The organism is Roseivirga sp. AWQ4_251 (genome assembly GCF_056158225.1).
Map to the genome: position 1 here is coordinate 2,754,521 of NZ_JBSWSW010000001.1, position 26,791 is coordinate 2,781,311.

The 26,791-nt window shown below is 37.9% G+C and carries 26 protein-coding genes and 1 tRNA gene; 9 read left to right on the plus strand and 18 right to left on the minus strand.

From position 1 onward, the window contains the following. Positions 1 to 74 precede the first annotated feature (74 nt). The 9 genes from kdsB (at position 75) to ACXACJ_RS12020 (ending at position 9,042) form a co-directional block, all read left to right on the plus strand. A complete protein-coding gene (gene kdsB / locus ACXACJ_RS11980; RefSeq protein ID WP_475134617.1) occupies positions 75 to 818 on the plus strand; it encodes a 3-deoxy-manno-octulosonate cytidylyltransferase in 744 nt (247 codons plus the stop codon). A gap of 30 nt (positions 819 to 848) precedes the next feature. Beyond that, the gene (gene tpx / locus ACXACJ_RS11985) at positions 849 to 1,349 is read left to right on the plus strand and encodes a thiol peroxidase (protein WP_475134618.1); all 501 of its coding nucleotides are present in this window, start codon (positions 849 to 851) and stop codon (positions 1,347 to 1,349) included. A 212-nt stretch (positions 1,350 to 1,561) separates the two neighbouring features. Then, complete coding sequence (locus ACXACJ_RS11990) at positions 1,562 to 2,449, plus strand: sugar phosphate isomerase/epimerase family protein (RefSeq protein WP_475134619.1); 888 nt, start codon at positions 1,562 to 1,564, stop codon at positions 2,447 to 2,449. Between the two features lie 146 nt (positions 2,450 to 2,595). Then, positions 2,596 to 3,939 carry a sugar porter family MFS transporter gene (locus ACXACJ_RS11995; RefSeq protein ID WP_475134620.1) on the plus strand — a complete coding sequence of 448 codons (1,344 nt, stop codon included), beginning with the start codon at positions 2,596 to 2,598 and terminating at the stop codon, positions 3,937 to 3,939. A 98-nt stretch (positions 3,940 to 4,037) separates the two neighbouring features. Beyond that, positions 4,038 to 5,993, plus strand: coding sequence for an Ig-like domain-containing protein (locus ACXACJ_RS12000; RefSeq protein ID WP_475134621.1), 1,956 nt, complete (start codon positions 4,038 to 4,040; stop codon positions 5,991 to 5,993). Between the two features lie 62 nt (positions 5,994 to 6,055). After that, on the plus strand, positions 6,056 to 7,204 hold the full coding sequence (locus ACXACJ_RS12005) for a YncE family protein (protein WP_475134622.1): 1,149 nt from the start codon (positions 6,056 to 6,058) through the stop codon (positions 7,202 to 7,204). Positions 7,205 to 7,280: 76 nt separating this feature from the next. Beyond that, positions 7,281 to 7,353, plus strand: a tRNA-Gln gene (locus ACXACJ_RS12010). A gap of 159 nt (positions 7,354 to 7,512) precedes the next feature. Continuing rightward, entirely contained in the window at positions 7,513 to 8,631 is a 1,119-nt protein-coding gene (locus ACXACJ_RS12015) for a CapA family protein (RefSeq protein ID WP_475134623.1), read from the plus strand. 30 nt (positions 8,632 to 8,661) lie between these two features. Continuing rightward, positions 8,662 to 9,042 (plus strand): hypothetical protein, encoded by a 381-nt coding sequence (locus ACXACJ_RS12020; RefSeq protein ID WP_475134624.1) that lies wholly within the window; start codon positions 8,662 to 8,664, stop codon positions 9,040 to 9,042. Between the two features lie 41 nt (positions 9,043 to 9,083). Here the strand turns inward: ACXACJ_RS12020 and ACXACJ_RS12025 are convergent, their stop codons facing one another. Genes ACXACJ_RS12025 through ACXACJ_RS12110 form a run of 18 tightly spaced genes read right to left on the minus strand, consistent with a single transcriptional unit; the run spans position 9,084 to position 26,785 of the window. Next, a complete protein-coding gene (locus tag ACXACJ_RS12025) occupies positions 9,084 to 10,988 on the minus strand; it encodes a polysaccharide biosynthesis protein (protein ID WP_475134626.1) in 1,905 nt (634 codons plus the stop codon). Continuing rightward, the gene (locus ACXACJ_RS12030; protein WP_475134627.1) at positions 10,985 to 12,118 is read right to left on the minus strand and encodes a DegT/DnrJ/EryC1/StrS family aminotransferase; all 1,134 of its coding nucleotides are present in this window, start codon (positions 12,116 to 12,118) and stop codon (positions 10,985 to 10,987) included. Before ACXACJ_RS12030 ends, ACXACJ_RS12025 begins: the two co-directional genes overlap by 4 nt. Beyond that, positions 12,105 to 12,710 (minus strand): acetyltransferase, encoded by a 606-nt coding sequence (locus ACXACJ_RS12035; protein ID WP_475134628.1) that lies wholly within the window; start codon positions 12,708 to 12,710, stop codon positions 12,105 to 12,107. The genes ACXACJ_RS12030 and ACXACJ_RS12035 overlap by 14 nt, the downstream gene beginning before the upstream one ends. 1 nt (position 12,711) lies before the next feature. Continuing rightward, on the minus strand, positions 12,712 to 13,314 hold the full coding sequence (locus ACXACJ_RS12040) for a sugar transferase (RefSeq protein ID WP_475134630.1): 603 nt from the start codon (positions 13,312 to 13,314) through the stop codon (positions 12,712 to 12,714). After that, a complete protein-coding gene (locus tag ACXACJ_RS12045) occupies positions 13,304 to 14,455 on the minus strand; it encodes a glycosyltransferase family 4 protein (RefSeq protein ID WP_475134631.1) in 1,152 nt (383 codons plus the stop codon). The genes ACXACJ_RS12040 and ACXACJ_RS12045 overlap by 11 nt, the downstream gene beginning before the upstream one ends. Continuing rightward, positions 14,456 to 15,454, minus strand: a complete 999-nt coding sequence (locus ACXACJ_RS12050; protein WP_475134633.1) for a polysaccharide deacetylase family protein — start codon at positions 15,452 to 15,454, stop codon at positions 14,456 to 14,458. After that, positions 15,444 to 16,646: a hypothetical protein gene (locus ACXACJ_RS12055; RefSeq protein ID WP_475134634.1), complete on the minus strand. Its 1,203-nt coding sequence runs from the start codon at positions 16,644 to 16,646 to the stop codon at positions 15,444 to 15,446. The genes ACXACJ_RS12050 and ACXACJ_RS12055 overlap by 11 nt, the downstream gene beginning before the upstream one ends. Continuing rightward, the gene (locus ACXACJ_RS12060; protein ID WP_475134636.1) at positions 16,646 to 17,548 is read right to left on the minus strand and encodes a GNAT family N-acetyltransferase; all 903 of its coding nucleotides are present in this window, start codon (positions 17,546 to 17,548) and stop codon (positions 16,646 to 16,648) included. Before ACXACJ_RS12060 ends, ACXACJ_RS12055 begins: the two co-directional genes overlap by 1 nt. Before the next feature lie 18 nt (positions 17,549 to 17,566). After that, positions 17,567 to 18,673 (minus strand): glycosyltransferase, encoded by a 1,107-nt coding sequence (locus tag ACXACJ_RS12065; RefSeq protein ID WP_475134637.1) that lies wholly within the window; start codon positions 18,671 to 18,673, stop codon positions 17,567 to 17,569. Further along, positions 18,673 to 19,767 carry a glycosyltransferase family 4 protein gene (locus tag ACXACJ_RS12070; protein WP_475134638.1) on the minus strand — a complete coding sequence of 365 codons (1,095 nt, stop codon included), beginning with the start codon at positions 19,765 to 19,767 and terminating at the stop codon, positions 18,673 to 18,675. The genes ACXACJ_RS12065 and ACXACJ_RS12070 overlap by 1 nt, the downstream gene beginning before the upstream one ends. Further along, a complete protein-coding gene (locus ACXACJ_RS12075) occupies positions 19,764 to 20,891 on the minus strand; it encodes a glycosyltransferase family 4 protein (RefSeq protein WP_475134640.1) in 1,128 nt (375 codons plus the stop codon). Before ACXACJ_RS12075 ends, ACXACJ_RS12070 begins: the two co-directional genes overlap by 4 nt. 3 nt (positions 20,892 to 20,894) lie before the next feature. Then, a complete protein-coding gene (locus ACXACJ_RS12080) occupies positions 20,895 to 21,392 on the minus strand; it encodes an LbetaH domain-containing protein (protein WP_475134641.1) in 498 nt (165 codons plus the stop codon). Then, positions 21,389 to 22,159 (minus strand): glycosyltransferase family 29 protein, encoded by a 771-nt coding sequence (locus tag ACXACJ_RS12085; protein WP_475134642.1) that lies wholly within the window; start codon positions 22,157 to 22,159, stop codon positions 21,389 to 21,391. The genes ACXACJ_RS12080 and ACXACJ_RS12085 overlap by 4 nt, the downstream gene beginning before the upstream one ends. After that, the gene (locus ACXACJ_RS12090; RefSeq protein WP_475134644.1) at positions 22,156 to 22,770 is read right to left on the minus strand and encodes an HAD family hydrolase; all 615 of its coding nucleotides are present in this window, start codon (positions 22,768 to 22,770) and stop codon (positions 22,156 to 22,158) included. Before ACXACJ_RS12090 ends, ACXACJ_RS12085 begins: the two co-directional genes overlap by 4 nt. Beyond that, positions 22,757 to 23,452, minus strand: coding sequence for an acylneuraminate cytidylyltransferase family protein (locus tag ACXACJ_RS12095; RefSeq protein WP_475134645.1), 696 nt, complete (start codon positions 23,450 to 23,452; stop codon positions 22,757 to 22,759). The genes ACXACJ_RS12090 and ACXACJ_RS12095 overlap by 14 nt, the downstream gene beginning before the upstream one ends. Next, a complete protein-coding gene (locus tag ACXACJ_RS12100; RefSeq protein WP_475134646.1) occupies positions 23,452 to 24,993 on the minus strand; it encodes an aldolase catalytic domain-containing protein in 1,542 nt (513 codons plus the stop codon). The genes ACXACJ_RS12095 and ACXACJ_RS12100 overlap by 1 nt, the downstream gene beginning before the upstream one ends. Positions 24,994 to 25,032: 39 nt before the next feature. After that, complete coding sequence (locus ACXACJ_RS12105; protein ID WP_475134648.1) at positions 25,033 to 26,133, minus strand: glycosyltransferase; 1,101 nt, start codon at positions 26,131 to 26,133, stop codon at positions 25,033 to 25,035. After that, on the minus strand, positions 26,123 to 26,785 hold the full coding sequence (locus ACXACJ_RS12110) for a CatB-related O-acetyltransferase (RefSeq protein WP_475134649.1): 663 nt from the start codon (positions 26,783 to 26,785) through the stop codon (positions 26,123 to 26,125). The genes ACXACJ_RS12105 and ACXACJ_RS12110 overlap by 11 nt, the downstream gene beginning before the upstream one ends. Positions 26,786 to 26,791: the final 6 nt, after the last annotated feature.

A 26,791-nucleotide genomic window follows, 5' to 3' on the forward strand; every position in this document is an offset into this window, starting at 1 on the left:
TCTGGGATATTTTAGGGGTTTTCACGATGCTCTCAGTGATTCTGCCTAATTTTGTCCAAACCCAAAATACCCCTATGAAAGTAGTCGCAATGATTCCGGCCAGATATGCCGCAACAAGATTTCCCGGTAAATTGATGGAAAAGCTAGATGGAAAATCAATTATACTTTCGACTTATGAAGCCACACTAAAAACTGGTTTATTCGAAGCGGTTTATGTAGTTACCGACAGCCCCATTATTGAAAAAGAGGTTTCAGATCATGGCGGAAGGGTAATTATGAGCAAAGAAGAACATGAGAGCGGAAGCGATCGCATTGCCGAAGCTGCTGAAAATATTGAAGCTGACATCATCATAAATGTTCAAGGCGATGAACCTTTCACCCAAACCGAAACACTTCAAAAACTGATTGAAGTTTTCGAACAAGACGAAGAAAAAACTATTGATTTGGCTTCTCCCATGAAATTACTTACTGGAGAAGAAGACATCAAAAATCCTAACCACGTGAAAGTGATTGTTGACCAAAATAACTTCGCACTCTACTTTTCCCGCTCGCCCATTCCCTACCCTAGAAACCAAGAAATTGAAATCAAATACTACAAACACATCGGGATTTACGCATTCAGAAAACAGGCTCTGCTCGCTTTCAAAAAAACACCAATGACTCCTTTGGAAACAGCTGAAAAAATTGAGTGTATTCGCTATCTTGAAACTGGGAAAAAAATCAAAATGGTAGAAATAGAGCACGTAGGGATTTCTATCGATTCTCCCGAAGACTTGGAAAAAGCAAAACAATATTTAGAAGGCAGGAACCTATCTTGAAACGGAAGGTTTCTTTAAAAAAAGAAGAATATGAGCACGGTAACATTAAAAGGAAATTCGATAAATACATCTGGTGAACTACCTAAAGTAGGTGAACAAGCAAAAGATTTTAAGCTGACCACAACGGATTTGTCGGTAGCTTCATTGGCAGATTTTAAAGGAAGTAAAGTCGTATTAAACATCTTCCCAAGTATTGACACAAGCACGTGTGCCACATCAGTAAGGGAATTCAATAAAAAAGCTTCTGATTTAGAGAACACTAAAGTGCTTTGTATTTCAAGAGATTTGCCATTTGCTCAGGCAAGATTCTGTGGAGCAGAAGGAATTGAAAATGTAGAAGTACTTTCAGATTACGCTACAGGCCAATTCGGTAAAGATTACGGCTTGGAAATCATTGATCCACCTTTACTAAACCTCCATTCTCGTGCAATTGTGGTTCTAGACGAAAACGGAAAAGTAGTTTATACCGAACAAGTATCTGAAATTGTTGACGAGCCTAATTACGAAAAAGCACTTGATGCCATAAAGTAAACTCTATTCAGGCCCACAGAGGGAATCTCAAAACTTAGGTTAGGATTACATTGCAATTCATAATCTCCAAGGTTTTGAGATTCCCTTTCTTTTTGCACTCACCGTTCCTGTACTTCCATCCGTTTTAATTGCTTTTTGAGCCGCCACTGGCATCAAAGTGGCTTATGGTTTTCTGATAATTTATTAGCTTAAAGAACTGAAACGCACGAAGTATGAAAAGAAGACATTTTATTCAAAAATCTGCCTTGGCTTCGGCCAGCTTACTTGCAGGCAGTAGCTTAATGGCCAATCCTTTCAAAGACCGTATCAAAGAGTTTGGCTTCCAAGTTTATACCGTTAGAGATGTAGTTCAAAAAGATATGCTAGGTACTTTGACTACACTTAGAAAAGCTGGCTATGATTATGCTGAATTCTTTGGTTTTGGAGAAGGTAAACTTCTAGGCAAACCTGTAAAAGAGGCGAAAGAAATCATTGACAAGTCGAAGCTGAAAGTTAAAAGTATTCACGTGATGACGGGTGCACAAACACCAAACGTAAAAGGCACCATTGTGAATGATTTCCAAAAAAGCGTTGACGAAGCTGCAGAACTAGGTACTGAATATTTAGTTTGCGCTTATTTACTTGACTTTGAGCGGAAAACGATTGACCAATACAAAGCCCTTGCTGAAAAATTCAACGAAGCGGGTGAACTTTGTAAGAAATCAGGCATTCAGTTCGCATACCATAACCATGATTTCGAATTCCAAGAAGTAGATGGTCAAATACCTTATTATGATGTTCTTTTAAAAGACTGCGATGAGGATTTAGTGAAAATGGAATTGGATATTTACTGGGCGCGCCATGCCGACCAAGATCCTTTGAAGCTCTTTAGGGACTACCAAGGCAGATTCCCACTTTGGCACGTTAAAGACATGGAGCTTAACGAAAAAAGAGTAATGACTGAAGTTGGAAATGGCCGTATTGACTGGAGACAAATTTTTGCGCACCAGAAAGATGCCGACATGAAATACTTCTTTGTAGAACAAGATTACAACTGGGCAGAAGACCCAATTACAAGTTTAAAAACTAGCTTGAAATATCTGAAAGGATTGAATTACTAATTCTTTCCCTGAAAACACAAAAGAGGGCGTTTTGGACATTTTGTCTAAAACGCCCTCTTTTTTTGATATAATTCATAAAGTTGATTGTATGTTTATAATCTTGGAAATCGATATATTAAGCATATTTTGTTTTAATCAACCTTAACATGAAAAGCAACAAAATGAGCTTATGGGCCACCACAGTGGCCGTTGCTGGCTTTCTTTTCGGCTTCGACACCGTAGTGATTTCAGGAGCCAATCAACCTATCAAAGAACTCTGGAATACTTCCCCATTTTTTCACGGCACTTTTATTATGTCCATGGCCCTCTGGGGAACTGTGGTTGGAGCTCTTTTTGGAGGAATTCCATGCGATAAATACGGACGCAAGAAAACCCTATTTTGGATTGGGGTACTTTACTTTGTTTCGGCCATCGGTTCTGGCCTTGCCACCGACCCTTACTCCTTTTCCTTCTTCCGATTTATCGGAGGCCTTGGAGTTGGAGCATCATCGGTAGCAGCCCCAACTTATATTTCAGAAATATCTTCAGCCGATAAACGAGGTAGATTGGTCGCCTTATATCAATTCATGATCGTTTTCGGAATCTTGATTGCATACATTTCTAACTATCTGCTCATAGGTGTAGGAGGCGAAAATGATTGGCGCTATATGCTGGGTATAGAAGGACTACCCGCTCTTGCCTATTCTGTACTTGTTCTCTTTATTTCTGAAAGCCCACGATGGTTGGCTCTTAAGAAGAAAGACCATACACAAGCTTTATCAGTTCTGGAAAATATATACGGAAGTAGCGCGCCAGAGAAACTAAAAGAAATAGAGACAGACCTTCCTACGCCCGGTGAAAAGATTTCTCTTTTCTCAAAAAAATACAGCAAACCGATTATGTTGGCCTTTTTAATCGCCTTCTTCAATCAGCTTTCAGGCATCAACTTCATTCTATATTATGCCCCCGAACTTTTGGCTCAGGCAGGCTTTGCTTCGGAAGAATCCTTATTCAATTCCATCTCCATTGGCGGAATCAATCTTATTTTCACGCTATTGGGCATGTTCCTGATTGACCGTTCAGGAAGAAGAAAACTCATGTATATAGGTTCTTTTGGTTACATAATTGGCCTTTCTGGAGCCGCTTGGGCATTCCACTCAATCGTTGGGCCTTCAACTTTACTGATTTTCATTTTGGTTTTTATTGCGGCTCACGCCATTGGTCAGGGTGCGGTAATCTGGGCTTTCATTTCTGAAATCTTCCCGAATAAAATCCGCTCATTCGGTCAGGCTTTTGGTGCCGGAACACATTGGGTATTTGCCGCGATTATTTCACAAATCACCCCTTTATTCATCGATAAAAGCGAAGGTATTTTTGGAGACAACCCATGGCCTGTGTTTGCCTTTTTCGCGTTTATGATGCTTTTGCAATTAATTTTTGTTTGGCGGATTATGCCTGAAACTAAAGGTAAAACCTTGGAAGAAATTGAAGAATCAATGGTTAGCCATTGAGCTTCAACCTAAACCGCTGCAAAACCAACCAATCCAAAAAGTATTGTAAGCCATACCTTTATTAAGTACATTGTTAGATTGACACACTATTCACAACCATGAACAACTTAAGAAAAGCACTTTATGTGCTGGCTATGTTATTTCCGATGGCGCTTTTTGCCCAAAAGGAAATTGTAATCGAGCCAGCGAACATCACCCTAGATGTAGGTCAGAGCATTAAAATTAATGCCTATATCATGGAGAACGGGAAGAAATTGAAAGATCCTGTCACTCTATTTTCTAGAGCAAGAAGAGCATTAGAAATAGATTCCACTATGACAGCCAAGGCTTTGCAACCAGGAAAGCACACCGCATTGGCCATTGCTGACGGTATTCGTAAAAGTTTCGAAATTAACGTGAACTACCCCGCCATTGCCGAAATCAAAGTAGAGGAAATCCCTGATAAAATCTATGCTGGCACACCTGTAAACCTTAAATACAAGGTTATTGATGCTTCGGGAGCTATTCGCGATAATGTAGAGGTCACTTTTGAATCTAAGCACACATCCATTGCCGATGTAGACGCTTTCGGTATGGTGAGCACCCATACTCCGGGCAAAGCCACAATTACACTTACAGCAGACGATGTTAGCAATACAGTAGCATTAAACGTAGTAAAAAATCCAATCGTAAAGATTGAGCTCACTTCGGATGGCAATGAAGCCAGAACTGGCGATGTATTCCATTTCACTGCAAAAGCTTTAGACAAAAGCGGAAAAGAAATTACTGACGCGCCTATTTATTACTCTTTCAATGGTGTTTCGGACAATGTATCGCAATCAGCATCTGGCTTAATCAAACAAGATGGCCGCTTTGTGGCCGATGAACCTGGCAAGTATGTGGTAACTGCATCTTGCGGAGTGGCTTCGGCTTCCAAAACCCTAAAAATTGATACGCGAGAAGTTTCAAGGAAAATCGAATTGGTAGGCCATGGTTCTGTTAGCGATAAGCACACTTCAGATTTTTGGGTTTGGGAAGGTGTAGATGGCCGCGATTATGCCGTTACTGGCACTTGGGGAGCCGATGGCACAGCTTATTTCTGGGATGTAACTGACCCTGCCAACATCACTAAAATCAACTCTGTACAAGTAGATGCCAGAACTGTAAATGATGTTAAGATTTCTGAAGATGGAAAAATCTGTGTAATCAGCCGTGAAGGTGCTTCAAACCGTAAAAATGGTTTGGTAATCATAGACGTAACCAACCCAAGAAATGCAGAAATTATTTCAACTTTTGATGAAAATCTTACAGGTGGTGTACACAACGTGTTTATCTCTAAAGGCTACGTATATGCACTTAGCGCTGGACAGAAGTACTATGTAATCGACATTAAAGACCCTAAGAATCCTTTTGCTGTTTCAAAGTTTGAATTGGACACTCCTGGCCACTCTATTCACGATGTTTGGGTGGAAGACGGCATTGCCTACTCTTCAAATTGGAGCGATGGAATTCAGTTGGTGGATGTTGGAAACGGAATTGCTGGTGGTTCTCCTGAAAACCCTAAGCAGTTTGCTAGCTACGCTTACCCAAACAAAGCTAACCATGCCAGTTTCCCTTTCAGAAGCCCATCAACAGGTAAGTTCTACGTAATTGGTGGTGATGAAATTTTCCCTTACGGATTGAATATGCAAGGCCCAAATATGGCCGGAGGTTACCTACACGTTGTTGATTTCACAGACCTAGACAATCCTGAAGAAGTAGCTAGATTTGAAGTGCCTTACGCTGGCTCTCACAACTACTGGATTGAAGGAGAAACGCTTTATGTAGCATTCTATAATGGAGGCGTAAGAGTAGTTGATTTAAGCGGAGAACTTATGGGTGACCTTAGAAAACAAGGCAGAGAAATCGCTTGGATCATCCCTAACGACCCTAATGGCTACGTTCCTAACGCGCCTTTCACTTGGGGTGCTCAGGCCTACAAAGGCCACGTATTCTACTCAGATTGGAACAGTGGATTATGGGCGGCTAAAGTAGAACCAGAGAAACCAAAAAACACTCAAATTCAGAGCAAATAAAATCGAGGTGCTAGTTTAAACGCTAGCACCTTCTTTATACAAGCATTTCAAAACCGATAAGTATGAAAAAAGCAATCGGAATATTAGCCATGTTACTGATGGCTGTTTTGGTTCAAGCACAAAACTACTACGTGTATGTGGCGGCAGAATCAGAAGATGAAGTTGCCCTAATCAAGTTTGATGGCAAAAAAGCCGAAACCGTTAAAAGAATCCCAGTGGGAGTTTGGCCTTCAGAAAACGAAGGGCCACATGGCATTACAGTAGGTCCTGAAGGCAAATACTGGTACTTAAGTTTGGCTCATGGAAATCCTTACGGAACTCTATACAAGTTTAAAACAGGCACTGATGAAGTGGTAGGAACTGCCGTCTTAGGACTGTTCCCTGCCTCTATGCAAGTTTCTCCTGCCACAGGGCTTCTCTATTGCGTCAATTTTAACCTTCATGGAGACATGGTGCCCAGCTCGGTTTCAGTAGTGGATGTTGAAAGCATGACCGAACTGGAGAAAATCACAGTGGGCACAATGCCTCACGGTTCTCGCCTTTCCAGAGACGGTTTAAAACAATATTCTGTAGGCATGATGTCGGGAGAACTTTTTGAAATTGACGCTTTGACACTCAATGTAAGCCACGAGTTAGACTTAGACGCAGCAGCTGCTTCAATGCCAATGGATCACGCCTCTATGGACCATTCCAAAATGGATATGAATACCATGGATCACAGTAAAATGGATCATTCAAAAATGGGACATGAGAGTGGAACGATGAAACATTCAGCTTTTAAACCAACTTGGGTAAGTACACACCCTTCTAAAAACTTTGTGTACGTAGCAGGAAATGGCGCTGATATGGTACTTGAAATCAATACGGACACTTGGAAAGTAACCCGTAAGTTCACTACAGACAAAGGCCCTTACAACATTGACATCTCTCCTGACGGGAAAAGAATGGTAGTTTCTTATAAAACAGCAGCGAAAACCGGAATCTGGGATTTAGATAGTGGCAAAGAAGTAGCTAGGTTAGACAATAGCCAAAAAGTAACACATGGCGTTGCCATTTCATCGGACAGCAAATACGCCTTTGTTTCTGTAGAAGGAAAAAATGGAGACCCTGGCATGGTAGATATTTTCGATTTAAGCTCTAACCAGTTGATAGACACGGCCTATCTTGGAAAACAAGCTGGAGGCATAGCTTTCTGGAAAATCGAGGAATAAAAAAAACTGAAAATTTTTCACGAAAAGGTTTTCAAATTAGAAACCAACAGCTACTTTTGTACTCCGAATTCAAGGATGGTCTATGGTGTAACTGGCAACACGTCTGATTTTGGTTCAGAAGAGTCTAGGTTCGAGCCCTAGTAGACCAACAAAAAGCCTCATACTTTATTAGTGTGAGGCTTTTTTATTGTTAAGCCTGCACATTGCCTGCACCACCACGTCAAAAGACAAAAAAGGCAATCGCTATCACTCAAAAGCTTGCCTCTTTTTACTAAATTTCATCATTCGGAGTATTTTTTAACTCAGCAATGAAACCACTTTTTACCCTTCTACTGATAGCCTTGAGTGTATTTCGTGTAAACGCACAAAATCCTTATTCTACAGAATCATTATCATTATTGTTTATTGGCGACATCATGGGGCACTACGCTCAAATTGACGCAGCGTATGATTCCACAAAGGCTTCATTTGACTTCGACAAAATGTTCGCCAAAATAAGCCCAATATTAAAAAGCGCTGACTTTGCAATTGGCAACCTAGAAGTCACTTTGGCTGGTGCCCCTTATTCTGGCTACCCACGTTTCTCTTCTCCTGATGAATTGGCACTAGCTGCTCACAAAAGCGGCATTGATGTATTGCTTACGGCCAACAATCATTCCTGTGATCATGACTTAAAAGGGATTAAACGAACCATTCAATCGCTCGATTCTATGAAAATAAAGCATACAGGCACCTTTTACAATCAACAACACAGAGATAGCTCAAACCTGCTGATTCTTGAGCGAGGAACAATCAAGGTGGGCATTCTTAATTATACAGAAAGCACAAATGGCAGGAAAATCCCATCACCTAGCATTGTCAACAGAACAGATACGCTTCAAATCAAAAAAGACATTCTTAAAGCCCAGAATCAATCATTAGATAAATTGGCTGTCTATCTTCATTGGGGAGTTGAATATTCTTCTGAGCCCTCTAAAAAACAGAAAAGCCTAGCTGATTTTCTCTTTAAGCATGGCGTGGACATTATCATAGGTAGTCATCCGCATGTAATTCAGCCTATGGAAATGATTTTACCTCAAGCCGGAGAGAAAGAGAAATTCATAGCCTATTCATTGGGCAATTTTATTTCAGACCAAAGAACTAGAAAAAGAGATGGCGGGGTTATGGTTGAGCTCACCATTAGCAAAACAGGCAATAAAAGCGTAATATCAGATTATACATACCACTTAACCTGGGTGAATAAGCCTATTGTAAAAGGAAGGCGAAGTTACGAAGTGATAGCCGGCAGAATAGCCGAAAGTCAAAGCTTTAAAGGATTAACAGAATTCTCAAAAAACAAGATGAAGATATTCCTTAAAGATTCCAGAGCTTTGCTCGATTCCACAAGCCATACTGTAAATGAGAAATTCGTAGTGATTTCAAATTGATATGAGAAAGCAATTACATTTGTAATTACTATGAAGACAAGAAACCTTTTACTCCTTTCTCTATTTTTTGTTCTGGCTGCCTGTTCTGAAAAGAAAAGCATTTTAGGCGCATGGGAAAACGATATGGGTCAAACCCTAATTTTCCATGAAGATCAAACTGCTGAATGGATCATCCCATTCGACACGGAAGTCGACACTTTCAACATCAAATATAATGTTGACTATTCAACCGAACCTATTCAGTTAGACCTCTATGATTTCACCAAAGGGCCTATTGTCGGACTTACCCTTTATGGCATTATTGAGTTTAAGGAAAATTCTTTTTTGTGTGATTTTGAAGCGGGAAAAGACGCCTCTGAAAGACCGGAAGATTTTAATCCTGAAGAAGCTCAGACTTTCGTCAAAAAATAGCCTCTGGACCTTTCAGTGATCGGGAGATCACTATTTCTTTATTAATCTAAAACCTCAAATCGAGATTCCTTACTCTTGTATTCTTGAATTAAAGACTTTAGAGAACCCACCAACCTCATATCCATTTCATCGTTGGTTAAACTGGCGTTTTGTAAAATCGTTTCCTCCAATTCTTCATAATGACGTTTTACTTCAGAAAAATCAACGCCACGAACCTTCGCAATCATAATTTTTGGATGGTGGGTACTCATAGTATTTTCTCCATCATCCAGCAGTTCTTCATAAAGCTTTTCTCCTGGGCGAAGGCCAGAAAAAACAATTTTAATATCCTCTCCTTCTCTCAATCCAGAAAGCTGGATAATTCGTTTCGCCAAATCAACAATCTTAATTGATTTGCCCATATCGAAAACGAAAATCTCTCCTCCCTTGCCCATTACACCAGCCTCCAACACAAGGCTACATGCCTCCGGTATAGTCATGAAAAAGCGAGTTATTTCTGGGTGAGTAACTGTTATCGGCCCACCCTTTTGGATTTGCTTTTGAAAAATAGGAATCACCGACCCATTTGAGCCCAAAACATTACCAAATCTTGTGGTTATAAATCGAGTTGGAGCATCAGCTTCAATTTCAGAAAGCAAATTGTTCAATGACTGAACATAAATCTCTGCCGCTCTTTTTGTGGCCCCCATTACACTGGTTGGATTCACAGCCTTATCGGTGGAAACCATAACGAATTTCTTAACCTCGAATTCGACAGAAAGATCTGCTAAATTCCTGGTCCCCATCAAATTACATTGAATAGCCTCGGGAACATTAGCCTCCATCATTGGCACATGCTTATAAGCAGCGGCATGGAATACATAATCCGGAGAATAATCCCTGAATACCCGTCTTAATCTTTCCTTATTGGCAACATCAGCCATAAAGCAAACTAGGTTCTGAGCCGAATGAAGAGAAGCCTTAACCTCATTCTCTATTTCGAACAAACCCGTTTCTGACTGATCCAGAAGAATCAAATTCTTTGGCCCGTACTTAGAAACCTGACGAACCAATTCCGAACCAATAGAACCCGCTGCTCCTGTAATCAAGACGCTTTTATTAGTCAATTCTTGGTTTACATAAGTGTCCTTCAGGTTAATCTGATTTCTACCTAAAAGATCTTCAATTTTAACTTCTTTGATTTGGTCAATGCCAAATTCGCCTCCTATCCATTGGTCAGCAGAAGGAACACTTGAAACCTTCATTCCAAATTGCAAACATTGATCTACCAATTCGTTCTTTCTATCTAAAGACATATTGGTAGTCGCTATGATCAGTTCTGTCGGTCCATTTTTAAGAACCACTCTTTCAAAATCTCCCCGCGCAGAGTAAATCTTTACCCCTCCTATAATGTTCCCGATCTTTCTGGGGTTATCCTCCAAAAAGCCAATCACCTTAACCTTAGAAGAAGTGTCATTATCTAAAAGTTGCTTGGTAATCATGCCTGACTGACCCGCTCCAAAAATCAAAATCTTTTTAGAAACCTTCGGAGCAGTTCTATAATAAGCAAAAAGTTCTTTTACAATTAATCTATAGCTTGTAAGAACCACCAAAGCCACAAAGAAGGCTATAGAGGCTATTGAATAAGGAATTGAATTCTCAGACAAATAATTAATCCCAAAAGAAAATGCTAACGCCAGCAAACTTGCATAAAGAACACGTAAAGTGTCTTGGATACCAGTATATCTAATAATACCCGCAAAACTTCTGGTGATTAAAGAACTAATCAGGCCTGCTGTAGAAAAAATAACTATGCCTCTTAAAAAATTGTAATCATATAAATTACCAACATTAAAATTTAAACGCAGTAAATAGGCTACTAAAGCAGCAAATGCATAAACCCCAAGATCTATCATTACGATAATCCATCTTGGAAGTACGTTTAAAGTCTTAATGCTCCTGATCATTTTTGCACTATTCGAGTGAATTCATCAATCACTCTTTCAAATTCGGTTTTGGTCATATTAGAGCCTGAAGGAAGACATAATCCTTTTTCGAATAATTCTTCACTAACACCATTTCCATAATATGGAGAACCCTCATATAGCTTTTGCATATGCATGGGTTTCCACAAAGGGCGTGTTTCAATGTTTTCCTTCCAGAGTTCTTGCCTGATATCCTCACGAGACAAACCCAATTCCTCTGGCTCAATTAGCATCGAAGTTAACCAAAAATTTGAACTTATCTGAGAATTCCATTCCTTCTGGAATTCTATACCATCAAAATTCAACATAGAATTATACAATGCATTAAGTTCCCTTCTTCTCTGAACATGGCTTTCCAGAACCTCCAATTGACCACGTCCAATGCCCGCCAAAACATTCGACATCCTATAATTGAAGCCTAATTCGGAATGTTCATAGTGAGGTGCTTCGTCCCTTGCTTGCGTGGCTAAAAACCTACTTCTATCTATATATTTCTTATTATGGCTCACTAAGGCTCCTCCACCAGAAGTTGTAATAATTTTATTTCCGTTGAAGGAGAGAATTCCAAAATCGCCAAAAGCCCCAGCCTTTTTACCATCAACAGTAGACCCAAGTGCTTCGGCTGCATCTTCGATTAGAGCAATCTCATATTTTTGACAAACCTTGGCTATTTCAGTTATTTTAGCTGGCATTCCATAGAGATGGACAAGAATTACGGCTTTAGGCTTCTTTCCTTTCTTAATTCTATCTAGAATGGCTTCCTCTAAAAGTTCAGGATCCATATTCCATGAATCTCTTTCACTATCAACCAATATTGGAGTTGCTCCTGTATAAAGTATCGGATTGGTAGTACCGCAGAAAGTAAAACTCTGAGCTATAACCTCATCTCCTCTTTCTACACCTAAAAGAATCAAAGCTAAATGAATAGCTGCAGTTCCACTGGAAAGGGCTGAAACGTAAGGAACATTCAAGTATTCAGAAAGCTCTTTTTCGAAACCATCAACATTAGCTCCTAAAGGTGCAATCCAATTGGTATCAAATGCCTCTTGAACATATCTCATCTCGGCCCCTCCCATATGCGGGGATGAAAGCCAAATCCTATCTTTGCTCATCGTTATATTTTATGATTGCCCCAGGGTTGCCTACCACAACAGCGAAATCGGGAACGTCTGAAATTATTACCGAACCTGCACCTATGGTGGCCCATTTTCCTATCTTAATATTTGGAGCAACGGTAGCTCCGGCTCCTATATGTGTGCCTTCTCCTACGGAGACCGTCCCACATAAAGTAGCATTTGGGCTTATGTGCGCAAAGTCTCCTACGACACAATCATGATCTACATTTGCAGAAGTGTTAATAATACAGTGACTGCCAATAACTGCACTGTTATTAATCACTGCTCCCGCCATCACTACCGTACCTTCCCCTACTTCGACATTGCTGTCCAAAATAGATTTTGGGTGAATGGCCCTTCCGTAGTTTCCGGAATATTTGTTAGCTAATTTTTTCCTGATCGTATTATTTCCAATAGAAATAATTAAAGGCTCTTCAGAAAGATCAAATTGGGATTCGTGAATAACTGGATATCCGTTCAGTTTTTTAATGTTTGGATTACCATCAACAAGAAATGAAACACTCTCTCCACTTAATTCGAGGATGTTCAAAATCACTTTAGCATGGCCAGAAGCACCGAAGAGTATCATACTAGTTTCCAGTAAATTTTTCCATGGTTGCTGATGTATCTGAGCTTATTCCTTCGCTTATAAAAACCTTTTTGACGGTCAAAAGTAAGATTTTAAAATCAAGGTAAAAAGAGATGTGATCTACATACCAAACATCGTATTGAAACTTTGACTTCCAGCTCAGTGTGTTTCGCCCATTTACTTGCGCCCATCCCGTAATTCCAGGTCTAACATTATGTCTTTTAGCCTGTTCTGAATTATATAAAGGCAAATATTCTTCAAGCAAAGGCCTTGGCCCCACTAAAGACATATCGCCTTTCAATACATTAATCATTTGAGGGAGTTCATCAATGGAAAGCTTTCTTACCCATCGCCCAACCCATGTCAATCGGATTTCATCTGGCAAAAGGTTACCATCCTTATCTTTCCTGTCATTCATGGTTTTGAATTTCACTATTTTGAAAATCCTACCATTTTTCCCAGGCCTTCTTTGAAAGAAAAATAGTTTGCCAGAATTAAGCATAAAAAGGAGAAGTGCTGTTATGATTATCAGCGGGCTGAAAACCACCAGTACAATCAGCGCGATCAGAAAATCAAAAAGAGGTTTGAAAAAACTAGTGTACATCTTCTTTCAAAAGCTTTTGATATTCATCATATAAGGCATTCCAAATGACTTTCTGATCGTAGCGATCAACAATGTTTTTCCTTGACTTATTTTTCATGCTCTCAAAAAGCTCAGGCTGCTCAAACATAGTTTTCATGGCTTCTTTTAAGCCTTCCGAATCTTTAGGTTCTACAACTAGTCCATTCACTTGATGTTCAATGATTTCATTACAACCATTGATATTAGTCACTATACTAGGTAAATCCATAGCACCAGCCTGTAGAGGTACATTTGGAAAACCTTCTCTGTAAGAAGGGAAGACCAAAGCATCTGACATTTTCAAGAAAGGCCTTACATCATTTTGATAACCCACCAAATGAACATTCGGTGCATTTTGAAAAAAGCTAAAAAACTCATTAGAAATTGGATCGAGTTCTTGTTCTAAAGGACCAACAATGACTAAACTACATTGCTTTGGCATTGTAGAGAACGCTTCTGCGAGCTCTTCCATTCCTTTATCTCTCACTACCCTTCCTACAAAAACAAAAACGAAGCTATCCAATGGAATTCCTATTTCATCACGAAGTTCTTCTTTTGAATTGCTGACACTTTTATTAGAAAAAAAGTCAGTATCAATTCCATTAGAACTTCCATTGGCCAAAACGGTCACCTTATCGGCCCTAACAAGTTTTTCATCGAGCATGAACTTCATAAGCTCAAAAGAATTAGAATAGACTTTTGTAGCACAGCTCAAAGCCAGTTTATCTACATTTTTAAGCAAAACTCTTTTAAATCCTTGTGATTCCATCCATGGAATTCCCGCTACGGTATGAAGTCTCACCTTTGTTCCAACCAGAAAGGAAGCCAGCATGGCAATCAAGCCAGCTTTTGGGGTATGAGAATGAACCACATCAATCTTTTCTTTCTTAATCCATTGAGAAAGGGTTAACAAAGTTTTCAGATCAGTAAAAGGGGTTATGGATCGAGTCAAATTGAACTTCTCATGCTTACACCCTTCATATTCCACCACATCATCTACCTCAGGGCCATCTGCACTCGCCATGGTTACCTCTAGCCCCTTCGATTTCATGAACTTCATTTGCCCACGTATCAAATACCGGAGAGACATTGGGACCGTGGTTACTCTTAATAATTTCACCATTTACAATTTAGAATCCTCCAGCCTAACCAAAACTTCAGCCATATTTAAGCTTTGCATACCGTAATCGGACTTAAGTATTTGAAAATGATTTAAAATCTGATTAAGCTCATCAAAAGATTGATCCGAGTTTACACTGAAATTATGAGGATGCCACCATAAATGGTAAACTCGATCTTGCTTGGCCGCATAAGTCATTTCATTGCAAATCCTCTTTACTTTGGCCCTTCCAAAAGCCTTGTCCAACGTGCTTGGCGGTCGTAAAAATCTACTCGCAGGCATCAGGGCAGGCTCTCCATCCCTTTGAATAATATCCTCTAAAGCATAAGTAGTATCTTTCCCTAATCTAAAATAATGATCCAGCGTTCTAAACACCTTCTTCTTCATGGGTTCCTTGGACTGCGCTTCTGTTTTCCAAAACCAATCTTTGGGATTCACTCTAGCTGATCTAATTCCCTCTTCAAAAGCAATCTTTAAATGTTCATCACTGTATTGATTTCTCGGAAAAACTAGAGAAGTGACAGCTGTACCATGGTTCGATAAGATTTCAGAAGCAAGTTGTAAATCCTTTCTATATAACTCAAGAGAGCTTCCCTGTTCAAGCGTATAAAAATGAGAAAAGGTATGAGAGCCCATTTCTTGTCCTTCTGCTTGTTTTATTTTTTCAATTAAAGAACTGGCAAAGTGAAATGGGTCTTGATCTTCATTTTGACCTATAATATTGCCATCCAATAATGTTGTAGGATTATATGCAGTCTCTTTATACGTTACATTAATTTCTTTAAGCGCCTTATCGAGGTCGTGAAGATCGGTTAGTCCCAAAGCGCCAACTGTGGCCCATGTAACATGAATTCCATTTTCTTTAAAAATCGATAAAAGTAAATCGATATTTGACCTTGTTTTCAAGAAATACTCTCGATAATCATCAACGCTCTTTTTATCGAAAACACCCCAGTGAAGTTCAAAATCTAAGGAAACTGTAAAAATACCTTTAGGCGACATCTCTAATTTCCTTCAATTTTTGAATCTGCATTTTCCTTCTTTTATATGCTATATATTTTTTCATTTTGTCATCATCCAAATATTGAATAACCACAAACAAAAGAAAATATACAATCATAGTCTTAAGCCTAATCACAATACCCAAATTACCCGCTATTGAGGAAAGTCCAAACGATGCTCCGACAAAGGCTATCAAGCACATTTTGACCATATAATCCGAGCTCAACAAATATTTAACGGCCTTCCAACTAAATAACTTTAGCGTCATAATAATCAGAAAAAGGTTTTCGAAAGAAACCACTATACCAAGAGCATTAACACCGTCTACAAATAAGGGCCTATACAAAAAGGTGAACATCTTTTGAGCCAGGTTATAGTTGGCAATATTAACACCTGAACCTGAACCCTTCGAAAGTTCCTGTCCTCTGTTATCAAAATACCCTGAAACATCATTGATTTGATCCAATTGCAAAAAAGAACTTGTCATTTGAGACACGTAAAACAATCCAACAAGCCCAATGGTCATACCAACTGCTCTTTGAAAAAAGCTGAGTTTTTTGGCTCCTATAAAAAAACCGATAGCTGCCCCGATAACTAACACTAAGAGAATAGGAACTCTAATACCCCATATGATAAAGGCTCCAATCATTAAAGGAATTATTCTCTTCTGAAATTTATTCATTCCATAGACGAAGAGACCAATACCACAAAAAATCAATGAACCTTTCCCTAAAGAGCCTGTCCAGAAGTGCATATTGGGTAGAAACAAAAAAATCGTTAAAAGATCAACGCCATAAAAACTATGCTTAAACCTTAATCTTTCTTTAAAGAATAAGTAAAAATAATAGAACCCAATAAAGCCAAAGAAACAGAAAAGTGCCATGCTAGCTTCATAGGTAAACCCCAAATACTTAATAAAGGGCCAAATAGCCCACTCGATAAAATGGGTGCCTTCTGAAAAAAAATCGAACCAATTTAAGCCGCTTTCATTCAAGGTTACCGCACTAAAATAGCCCCTTGAATCACTTCTATTAAATTGAACATAGACGAAATAAACAAAGCCCATAAACAAGTGAAACAGAAATAATGAGCGAAGCCTCTTCTTATCTGTTTCATCAAGCTTAGCATTTGCCTCAATCATGCCAAAGGCAATCCCGCCTGTTAATAATATGACTAAAAAACCATATAACATTAAAACAATTCGTATGTACCTAAATCAAAAGAAGTTGACTCCGATGGAGAAAAGTACTCTTGAAAATCCGTATTCAGTTTACGCGAAGTTAACAAAAGCCCTTTATCCATTTTAGGAAGAAAACCACATTTAGAATAAAATGCAGTAGCGCTACCAATAGAAGGGCTTCCGACCGAAGCAACTCTGGACTTGAAGGTGGACATGGCCAATTTGAGCTGGATTTTAAATTGTTTGAATTCAGCTTCGTCAATCAGTGTGTCACAAATGCGAAATTCATTGAAGTATTTATTCTCCTTTATTCTAAAAAAGACAATACCACTCTTACCATAGGAAAACTGATAATAATGAGCTAAAGGATTATCTTGATATCTCCATTTGAAGTATGCCCTTTGAGAGTCATCTAGAATAGGCCATTTGCCCGATTCTATTGTGTATTCGTTAGGTGTAACTTCTTTTGATTTAAACATCAATAAGACCTTTAGACGGATAGGAATTCTATACAATTCTTCCCATCCCATTTTCAAATAGCCTGGACGAGACTGATCATTGGGCGTGTTGAAAATAAAATCATAACCCTCATCAATTAATTCATCAATTAATTTCAAGGTTAATTTTTTAAAAATCCCTTTGCCTTGATGTGCTGGGTGAGTTGCGGTATCCACTGCTCTAACCGCTTTATAAATTTTTCCGTCTTTCTCGAAACGCCATTGCATCATAGCGCGAACACCAATGATTTCACCAGATTCTTCAGCAACCAAAACAGGAGAAGGGCCAAAGGGATTCTGCTCATGCTTCCAACGCCATGCCTCTTCTGATTTTTTGATCAATCCTTCCCCCAAAGAACTTTTTAGTAGTTCGATAATTTGAGGTATGTCTTCTTGGGTTGCTTTTCGAATAATCATAATCCTCGTCCTTATTAATTATGAACCATACAACTCATAAAGGCTTTCCAAATGATTTACCATGGTCTTTAAGCTAAAAGCAGTTTCTACTCTTCGTCTAGCATTCTCTCCCATTAACCCGAGTTCTTCAAGGTTTGTATGTTTTAGAAGTTCCTGAGATAGAGACTCCCATTCTGTAACATCAACACATTTCCCAATTTCATTGGAATTCACGACTTCTCCTACTCCTCCAGCATTTGTTGTAAAAATAGCACATCCCATGCTCATAGCCTCTAAAAGTGCGATTGGCAATCCTTCAAATTCTGAGGTCATCATGAATACATTCATAGCTTTAAAGTAAGGCCTAACCTCTTCCTGCAACCCTGCAAAAAACACTCGACCTTCTAATTTAAGTTCTTTGTGAGCTGCCATTATCTCTGTTTTCAGTGGCCCATCTCCCACGACAACACCATAAAAATTTGGATTCACATCACAAACAGCTTTCATCACTTTTAGCCATTCTACCAATCTCTTTTGAAATCGAAAAACAGCAACTGTACCTACCACCAATGCACCCTCAGGAATCCCTAAATCAGACCTTACAGAAGATTGGGTAGCACCCCTTACAAACTTGTCAGTATTCACTCCATTAAGAATCGTTATTACGGGAATAGTGGGATCGATATTTTTTTTGATTGAATTAGAAACATCATCAGAGACACCAATGGCCATACTTTGCCAATTGAAAGTGAACCTGTTCAATAATTTCGTGAGAATATGATAGCGTTCTTGCTTATTGTGCTCGGTATATAAGGTTGGAACATGAGTTTTCCTAAATACCAATCGCCCCAAAACACCAGCCCATGGCAAGTGACAGTGGATAACATCAATTTTATTCTCTACCACATAATCTGCTATGGCGTTTCTTTTGAGAAGAATCTTTATGTTATTCGATGCATTAAAACAAGTTACTTTTCCTCCATTGGTTTCAATGGTTGTCACCATTTGATTCTTCCAAGGAAGAAAATAAATGTAGTGGAATTCAAACTTTGATTGATCATGCAACGAAAGAGTTTCGGGTAAAAGCATTTCTGCTCCACCTCTACCAAGGGATTTTATGATATGAAGAACTTTGATTCGCTGCATTATGCTTTACTAATCCTTGTGTAAAAAGTAACAAACTTATCGGCAATAATTCTATTAGAGAAATCCTGCTCTACTAACTTTTTCGCATTGCTGGATATCTCTTTACCCAAATCCTCATTTTTGAGTAGTTCCACGCAAGCCTTTGTAAATCCTGAAGGGTCTAAAGGATCGATTAACCTACCCGTGACCTTATCCTTCACAACTTCGGAAATTCCACCTACATCATTTACTACCACAGGAATTCCTTGCATAAACGCCTCGAGAATAACACCTGGTAAGCCTTCAATTTTACTTGGCAAAACAAACAAGTCAGACATTTGAAGAATCGAAAGAACATCATTTCTATAGCCGAGCAATTTAACTGAATCGGTCAGGCCCATTATATTGATTTGTTCTGTGAGTTTGCCTCGCAATTTACCATCCCCAACAATTAAAAGCTTTGCATCGGGGAATTTCGCTTTCACTGCTGAGAAAATTTCAAGAAGTCCTAAATGATTTTTCTCAGGCACCAAACTAGCCACATTCACTAGAATGGGAGAAAAATCTTTCACATCTTTAAGGTCTATAGGACATTCGTAGGTCTCATAATTCAAATTAGTACCAATAGGTAAAGTCTCAGTTTTTGAGCTTTCAAAATTAAAAGTATTCAAAAAATCCTGCCTACAGAGCTCGCTTACAGAAGCAATACCAGCACACCTATTTACTAAAAACTGATTGAATATTTTTTTGGGAGTTGAGTTTATAAAATCCCCCATTTTATTGGCATTCCGAAAAACCAAAGGAGCCTTCCATCCGAAGATTAGCTTAGAAAGGCTGGCGTATTTCAAGGTATCTCCCGCATTTGCCTGAACGATATCTGGCTTAAACTCGGATATGATTGAAGCTAGTTTTTCCAAAGCTGTTTTGTCAAACAGCCTTTTATTAGGGTTTCCACCTAATGAAAGAATATTTTCGAAAGGCAATTTAGCATCCCCTCCAAACAGGCATACTACCTTAACGCTATGCCCGCTTTCAACCAAGTTCTGAGAAAGTTGACAGGCAAACATTTCGGCTCCTCTAAGCTGCTTTTTTTGAATGAGTTGTAGGATTTTCAACTGTTGATGAACTTTAAAATATTTTCTGCCCTTCTATACCAAGTAAATTCCATAATGAACTTATTATATGCTTCCTTAGAAAGTTCCGAGGCAACTGCGGAATTTCCAGATAACAAGTTGATCGCATTTACCCATTCTTGAATATTATCTGGATCGCATAACAATGCAGACTTTTTATTTTCCACAATCTCCCTTATCACTTCTAAATCACTCGTAATAATGGGTTTTTGAACAGCCATATATTCAAAGATTTTCAGAGGAGACATCCATTTAGCAATATTGTTAGAATTTGATTCTTCCTTTACAAAAACCTTCCTCTGATAGGGAGCAATCAAAATATCAAAGGATTTTAAAAAACTAACAGTTTTGGAGTGTTCTATGAAACCATGAAATATTATACTCTGAGAAGGATTCACACGCCCTTTCCATTCAAGCAATTGATTATCTGTACCACCAACAACATGAAAATTCACATTGGGGAGAGCTTTGCTCAACTCAAATATTATCTCCATTCCCTTTCCCTGCAATAACGACCCTACATATCCAACATTTATTTGATTGGTCTTAGAATTAGAAGTTAAGGCTTGTTGTCCATCTTTAACTTCATCTGCTCCATCATGGGCCACTAAAATTTCAGATTCCGTTATTTTGAACCGATCTATTAAGTAAGTCTTAATCGGGCTAGATATTACCACCCATTTTCTGACCTTTTTCTTCTTGATTATAAATTTAAATATGAAGGATAACCATTTACTCTTCGTATCAAATGGTTCATGGATCTCAAAAACCACAGACTTTCTAAAAAGAGAATACCAAAAAGCGGGATAAATAGCTCTGGTATACACTAAATCGAAGTTTCCAAATGAAAAAAACGGCAATAAAAAATTATAAACCCTACCCGACCCTGGAAAAGGTCTTGATGGAAAGAATTTCATTTTGAACTTCTGCTTAACTCCATAAAAAGAAAAGGCATCTTCAACACCACTCAAACAAGCATTAGTTTTTTTTGCTATTAATGTCACCTCATGGCCTTGTTCACCCCATGCTTGACACATTTTCATAACATGAATACTATTAGCAGAGTAAGAAGGAATGGATGAATCTGAGATATAAAGGATTTTCATGTCTCAGATCTTATTAATAAAAACTTCATTAGGGCCTACTGATTTATTTACAAAAGAAGACGCTCCTATAGTAGCCCCTTCTCCAATAACAATCTTCCCAATAATTATGGAAGATGGGAAAATTGTAACTCCTGATTTAACAATAGGGTATTCTTCCTCTGCTTTTCTCCCCAAAGTACAGTTTTGGTATAAGCTCACATTGTCCTCAATCTGCACCCCTTTTCCGATAACAATTCCAACAGGATGTGGTAAATCTAACTTCTTCCCAATTTGTGTCTCATATGAGATCTGACAAGAATTATACTTTAACTGCCTATGCTTAAGATAAATAAGTATAAATCCGGAAATAAAGGAGCGATGGTAAAAAAAATAGTTTCCCATCCTGTAATTTCTCATGAGCCGAAAGGCAGGCTTAAAAAAGAAAGTCATTATTTTCTTTCCAATTGTACCTCCACTATAGAAGATTAGATCGTCATAAATATTTTTTACTAACTCTTTCAATTGACTTTCAATATTTTTTCAATCACACTTGCCCCTTCTACCTCAACAATTTTATATAACTGACTATCGACCAATATCTTCTTAGCTCTTGATGTTTCGAGGATTTTCAAAAAATTAAGAAATTCCAAATTAATATCATGCAAGCCTTGATTCCGAATGTGATTTCTATTTGACTCTACATCTCTAATATTATCTCTATATCCTTCAGCATATGGAGTTTTAAAAAATGTAAAACCAGTGACAAAAACCTCTTCGCACTCTGAAGTTAACGCACTATATAAAGCACAAAATCCTTTTGTTGGATGAAAATCATCAAATAGATCGGTAATATCCTTATAATACCTCTTTGGCAGAATAAAAATAGTATCAGTATAATTTAGATATTTTTTAAAGTAATTAAACATTGATCGCCAGCCATCTCTATCAAATCTGGGTTGAACCAAATAATGTAAGCCAAAACTTTTAAACAATTTCCAATCTAACTTCCCTGCTCCTCCTCTATCCATATTCTCATGAAAATTATGAAAAAGAACATCACACTTAGTACCTAAGTAATCCTCATTTTTCTCATCCCATGTTACCAAGGATTTATTTATCCTAATCACATAGTCAAATCCATTAATGAAATGTCCATTCTTATGATCATAAGCTGAGTTAGCTGCCCCTACCACTGCAACCCTTTTGCCTTTAAATACCTTTTCTGGCCTAAAAACCTTTGTCTTAAAAGGTAAAATAAGAAAACCTAAGATCGCTTTTATTAATTTCATTTGAAGTTCTCTATATAGTCTTCCCCTATCTCTTTCAACTTTAAATTATTATACCCTATAAAGGCTATCTCATTATCAACGGCCGCTTCGTAATCGTTCTTCGAATCTCCAATTAAAACGCAGTCTTCACGTTTATACCCAAGTTCAGACAAAACCGTTTTTACCAATTGCTTTTTTGGAGTTGGAGAGCCATCTATAGTGATGAAATATTGGTCAATATTGAGCTTTCCGCAAAGATACCTTAACTCATTACCATCTGAACCGGAGACAATATGCATCCTATAGCTTTCAGAATTTTCAATGATAAAATTCAGACTATCGGAAATCAGAAGATCAGGATTGGTAAGCAGTTCTTTCATTACTTCTGAAAAACGATCTGCCAAATGGTTAACCTGCTCATCTGAAATTTCTTCACCAAGAATCTCTTCATAGAAATATCTAAACTTCACATATCTAGATAGTCCTCCATTTTCACGATGGTATATTAAAAGAGCATTTATTTGATCTTCGGAATAATCTTTTAAAACCTCTACAAAACCCCGGTCTCTGATAGACATGGAATCCAAAATCACACCATCAAAATCCCAAAAGATGACTTTATATTTCTCCAAACTTTTCATAGAGCACTTCTGCGATTTTAAAATCTTCTTCCCAATCGATATCAGTTGATGTCAATCTATCCATCTCATAGAAATAAGGATTTGCTCCCACTCGATTTTGGTGTTGGATATAAATGTTCTTATGTGCCAAAAATATAGCATGATTGACTTCAAATAAATCTGGCAAGTCTTGAGTTCTTGGCCACTGTAAACCCGACTGTTGTTCTTTAATGAATTTATTATCCTTCCTATTGAACAGAAAATTCTTAAACGAACACCCAGAAATTAACGAATCATATCCATTAATAATCGCCTCATGATAATCGGTTATGGCCTTATCATAGATTTTTGCATTCGCCAAGGGAGTGGTAGCATGTCCCCATAATATTAATTCATTATAAACCACAGTTGGCACATATTTTATCAAATCGGTCAAAGAAGTGGAATCTAAGCACAGCTCCTGAGGCCTTTCATCTATTTTAATTTTCTCACCATCCTTATCTAGGGCTTTCGCTAAGTCAATAGCAGAAGGATCATTTGTGGAGAGTAAAACCTCGTCAATTTTTGTGGATTTCAGCAATTGTCTAAGCTTAAGTTCTAAAATCCCACACTCGAATCCAGCAAATGGTCTCATGTTCTTATTTAAAACCCTCTGGCTACCTGTTCTTATGGGGAGAAAAAAAGAAACTTTCATCACACTAATTTGCCATAAACAGACTGAACATTGAGTTTTTTATAATTGGTTGGTGTTAACGACACTATGGAGCTATTCACAAAAGCTATGAAATCTTCAAAAATCATTTCGTTTTCTTCGGAAAGGCTCTTCTCTTGTTGAGAAATAGCACCCTCCATATAACCATCATAACCAACTACGTAAACTTGTTTAGCTCCAAGATCAAGTGCAGTTTGTAGGGCAATTACAGTATGGGTATCCTTATTTACTTTGGTAAAAGTCACCTCATTTAATTCCTTTGCCTTATCCTTCAACGCTGTAGGAATGTAAGTTCCCATTTCCCTTGGATATGGAGGCAAAACACATTCTCCCTTAAAATCAGAAGTTTGATCAAACACTTTTTCTAAACGGTGGCCTTCACTTCCCACCAAACAGAAAAATTGAGGAGTATTCGCAAGTTCTTCATAATGTTTGGCATTCTTAGAGCTGGCATGAATAATTGCTACAGAATCGTTCTTTTTGATCCAGTGTTTAACCGCTTCTGCATGATCAACTGCATTTGGCCCACCTCCTATAATCAACACATTCTCATATGAATTAACTTGACGGAAAGTATCCAGCTTTTCATTATCCTTGCTGCCGCCCTTTCTATTTTGAAGTGCCCTAATGATACTATTAAAGGAATAAAACCTTCTGGTAACCCACTCCATTACATCCTTTTGAGGCAGTGAATTTGCACCTGAAACCATATAGGGTAAATTGGTGCCCCAACGGTGTTGTTCTTGAAGCTTTTCAAAAGGATCGACCACAGAAGTCAATGCATTAAAATCCACTTCAAGATTATTCTTTGCGTTAAGAGCCGTAAGAAGTAACTCCATTTTTAGATTACCGGCTCCTCTTCCCATTCCCGTAATGGTAGCATCAACAATGTCCACTCCTTCTTCAATGGCTGTAAGCGTATTGATAAGCCCCAGTTCCAAATTATTATGGCCATGAAAACCCAAAGCCACATCTGTCTGATCTCTTACCATTTTGATGATCTCCTTTACATCATTAGGATAAACCCCACCAAAGGAATCAACCATATAGAAGAAATCTACTAGACCCGATGTTTTGGATAATTCCTTTATAAAACCACCTTTTTCGGCCCAAGATGACATATACATAACATTGAAGGCCACATTAAAATCGTGGGCCTTCAATTCCTTAGCAAGAATCAAGGCATCTTCAAAGCTGTCTGGGTTAACCGCTACTCTGACCAAATCAAGGTATTCCTTAACAGGAACCAAATTCCCTTTTACATCAGAGATTGGAAAATCCTTTTGATTTAAAATGACAGCCAGTTTTTTATCGGTGAGCTGCCTGGCATTCTCCAACACATATTCTGGGCAATAGAAATACTGACCTAGGTATTGTGTCAATTCCCTACTTCTATAACCTACCTCCAAATACTCAATTGGCAACTTTTGCATTGCCTTGAAGTAAGTTTCGACTATATCATTTTTAAAATCCCAGTTGGTATAATAACCACCATCTCGTAAGGTGCAGTCTAGTATTTTCAAAGCTCTTTCTATTTAGTCACTATTGAATCTAAAGTTCGTCTATTCGGCAATCTTCTTCAACCAATCATCAACAATAGTCTCAATACTATATTTAAATCTAGAAGCGTAAGCATTTAGCTTCATTTCGTTATATAATTCTTGCTTCCCAATAAAAAAGTCTAGAGAGTCTACTATATTTTCAAAATTAGATGAATCGTAAAGAATACCATTCTTCTTATGCTCTATAATATGCCTTGGGCCAAAATCACAATCATTACTGATCACTAAAGTTCCAGCAGCAAATGATTCTATAAACACATTTCCGAAACTTTCATGACTTGTATTTAGAATAAAGTATAAAGCCTTACTAAAATAAGGATATGGATTTTTAGTAAACCCCAGCAACTTTATTTTCGAATCGAGGCCCTTAGAATTAATCTGATTAGTTAACTTTTGCTGTAATTCTCCTTCTCCCAAAATCAATAAACGATGGGTTTTTGAAATTTCACTTTGTGAAAAAGCGTCTATTAAAGCTTCATACCCCTTGCTTTTGGATAGCCTGCCAGCTGAAACAATAAAAGGTTGATCAAGAAAATCAGCATGCTCAACTTTCGTACATTCGCGTTCTATTTTATCTATATCAATTGGGTTATTAACCTGAACAAGCTTTTTTCCTGATTTACCAAAGTAAGTCTTACATGCTTGATATAGCCCTTCGGAAGGCACCACAATTTTCTTTATATGAGGAAAGACAGCCATGTATTTCTGCAAATACCTTCGATGAAGTTTTCTTTTATATATAAATATATTGCTCTCTATTCTAAAAATAGTCTTTGGGTAAAAGAGGAAGAAAATAAGCTTGTTTATTCCTAATGAAAATGAAATTAGCTTATCAGGTCTATGGCTATAGACTAGTTTAAATAGTTTGAAATAGACCATGAAAAACCTTACAATCCTCGAGGTCTTCTTTTCCGGACTCAGAATGATGGAGTTTTCTCTTAATCCGTAATCATCATAATCAAATACTCCATTAATCAATAAAAAAGTAACCTTGTATCCTCTTTTTATCAGTTCTAGACCTATTCTTGAAGCGGTGCGCTCAGTGCCTCCTGACTTAAAAGAGCCTACAACAAAAAAAAATATTTTTTCTTTATCTGACATTCTTAAGGGAATCCAATGTTACTGACGAGTTAAAAAAATCAGCATTTGCTAAAACCTTGTCTTTATCCCAATCCCACCACTTTAACTCATTAAGCTTTTCAATGATCACATTATCAAATCTGTACTTAATGACTTTGGCGGGGTTGCCCCCAACAATAGAATAGGGAGGAACATCTTTTGTAACAATGCTACCAGCTCCAATAATGGCTCCGTTTCCTACCTTTATTCCAGAAAGTAAAACCGCATAAGCACCTATCCAAACGTCATTGCCTATTTCAACACTTCCTTTACTTATTAATTCTTCCTTATGGTCTGATTTAAGAATATGTTTGTTAATAAAATATGTAGAGGGCCTATTTATAGGATGATTATATTCTTGAATTAGTACACCCTTTGCTATTGAGCAATAATTACCAATTGTAATCGGGTTGATTTTTGAAAGTATGCTGGTATTAGGGCCATTGATAGTATTAAAAGATCCAATGTTTACCTTACCGTAAATCTCTAAGTGCTTTAAAACATTATTCTTCCCAATCCTAACGTTTCCCACAAGAGTCAGCCCTTTAGCCAAATTAGTTGAGTCACATTTATTGTTTCCAAGATTATTCTGGTTGTTAAGAAAATTACTTAATCTCTTTATAAGCTTTGACATAAGGCA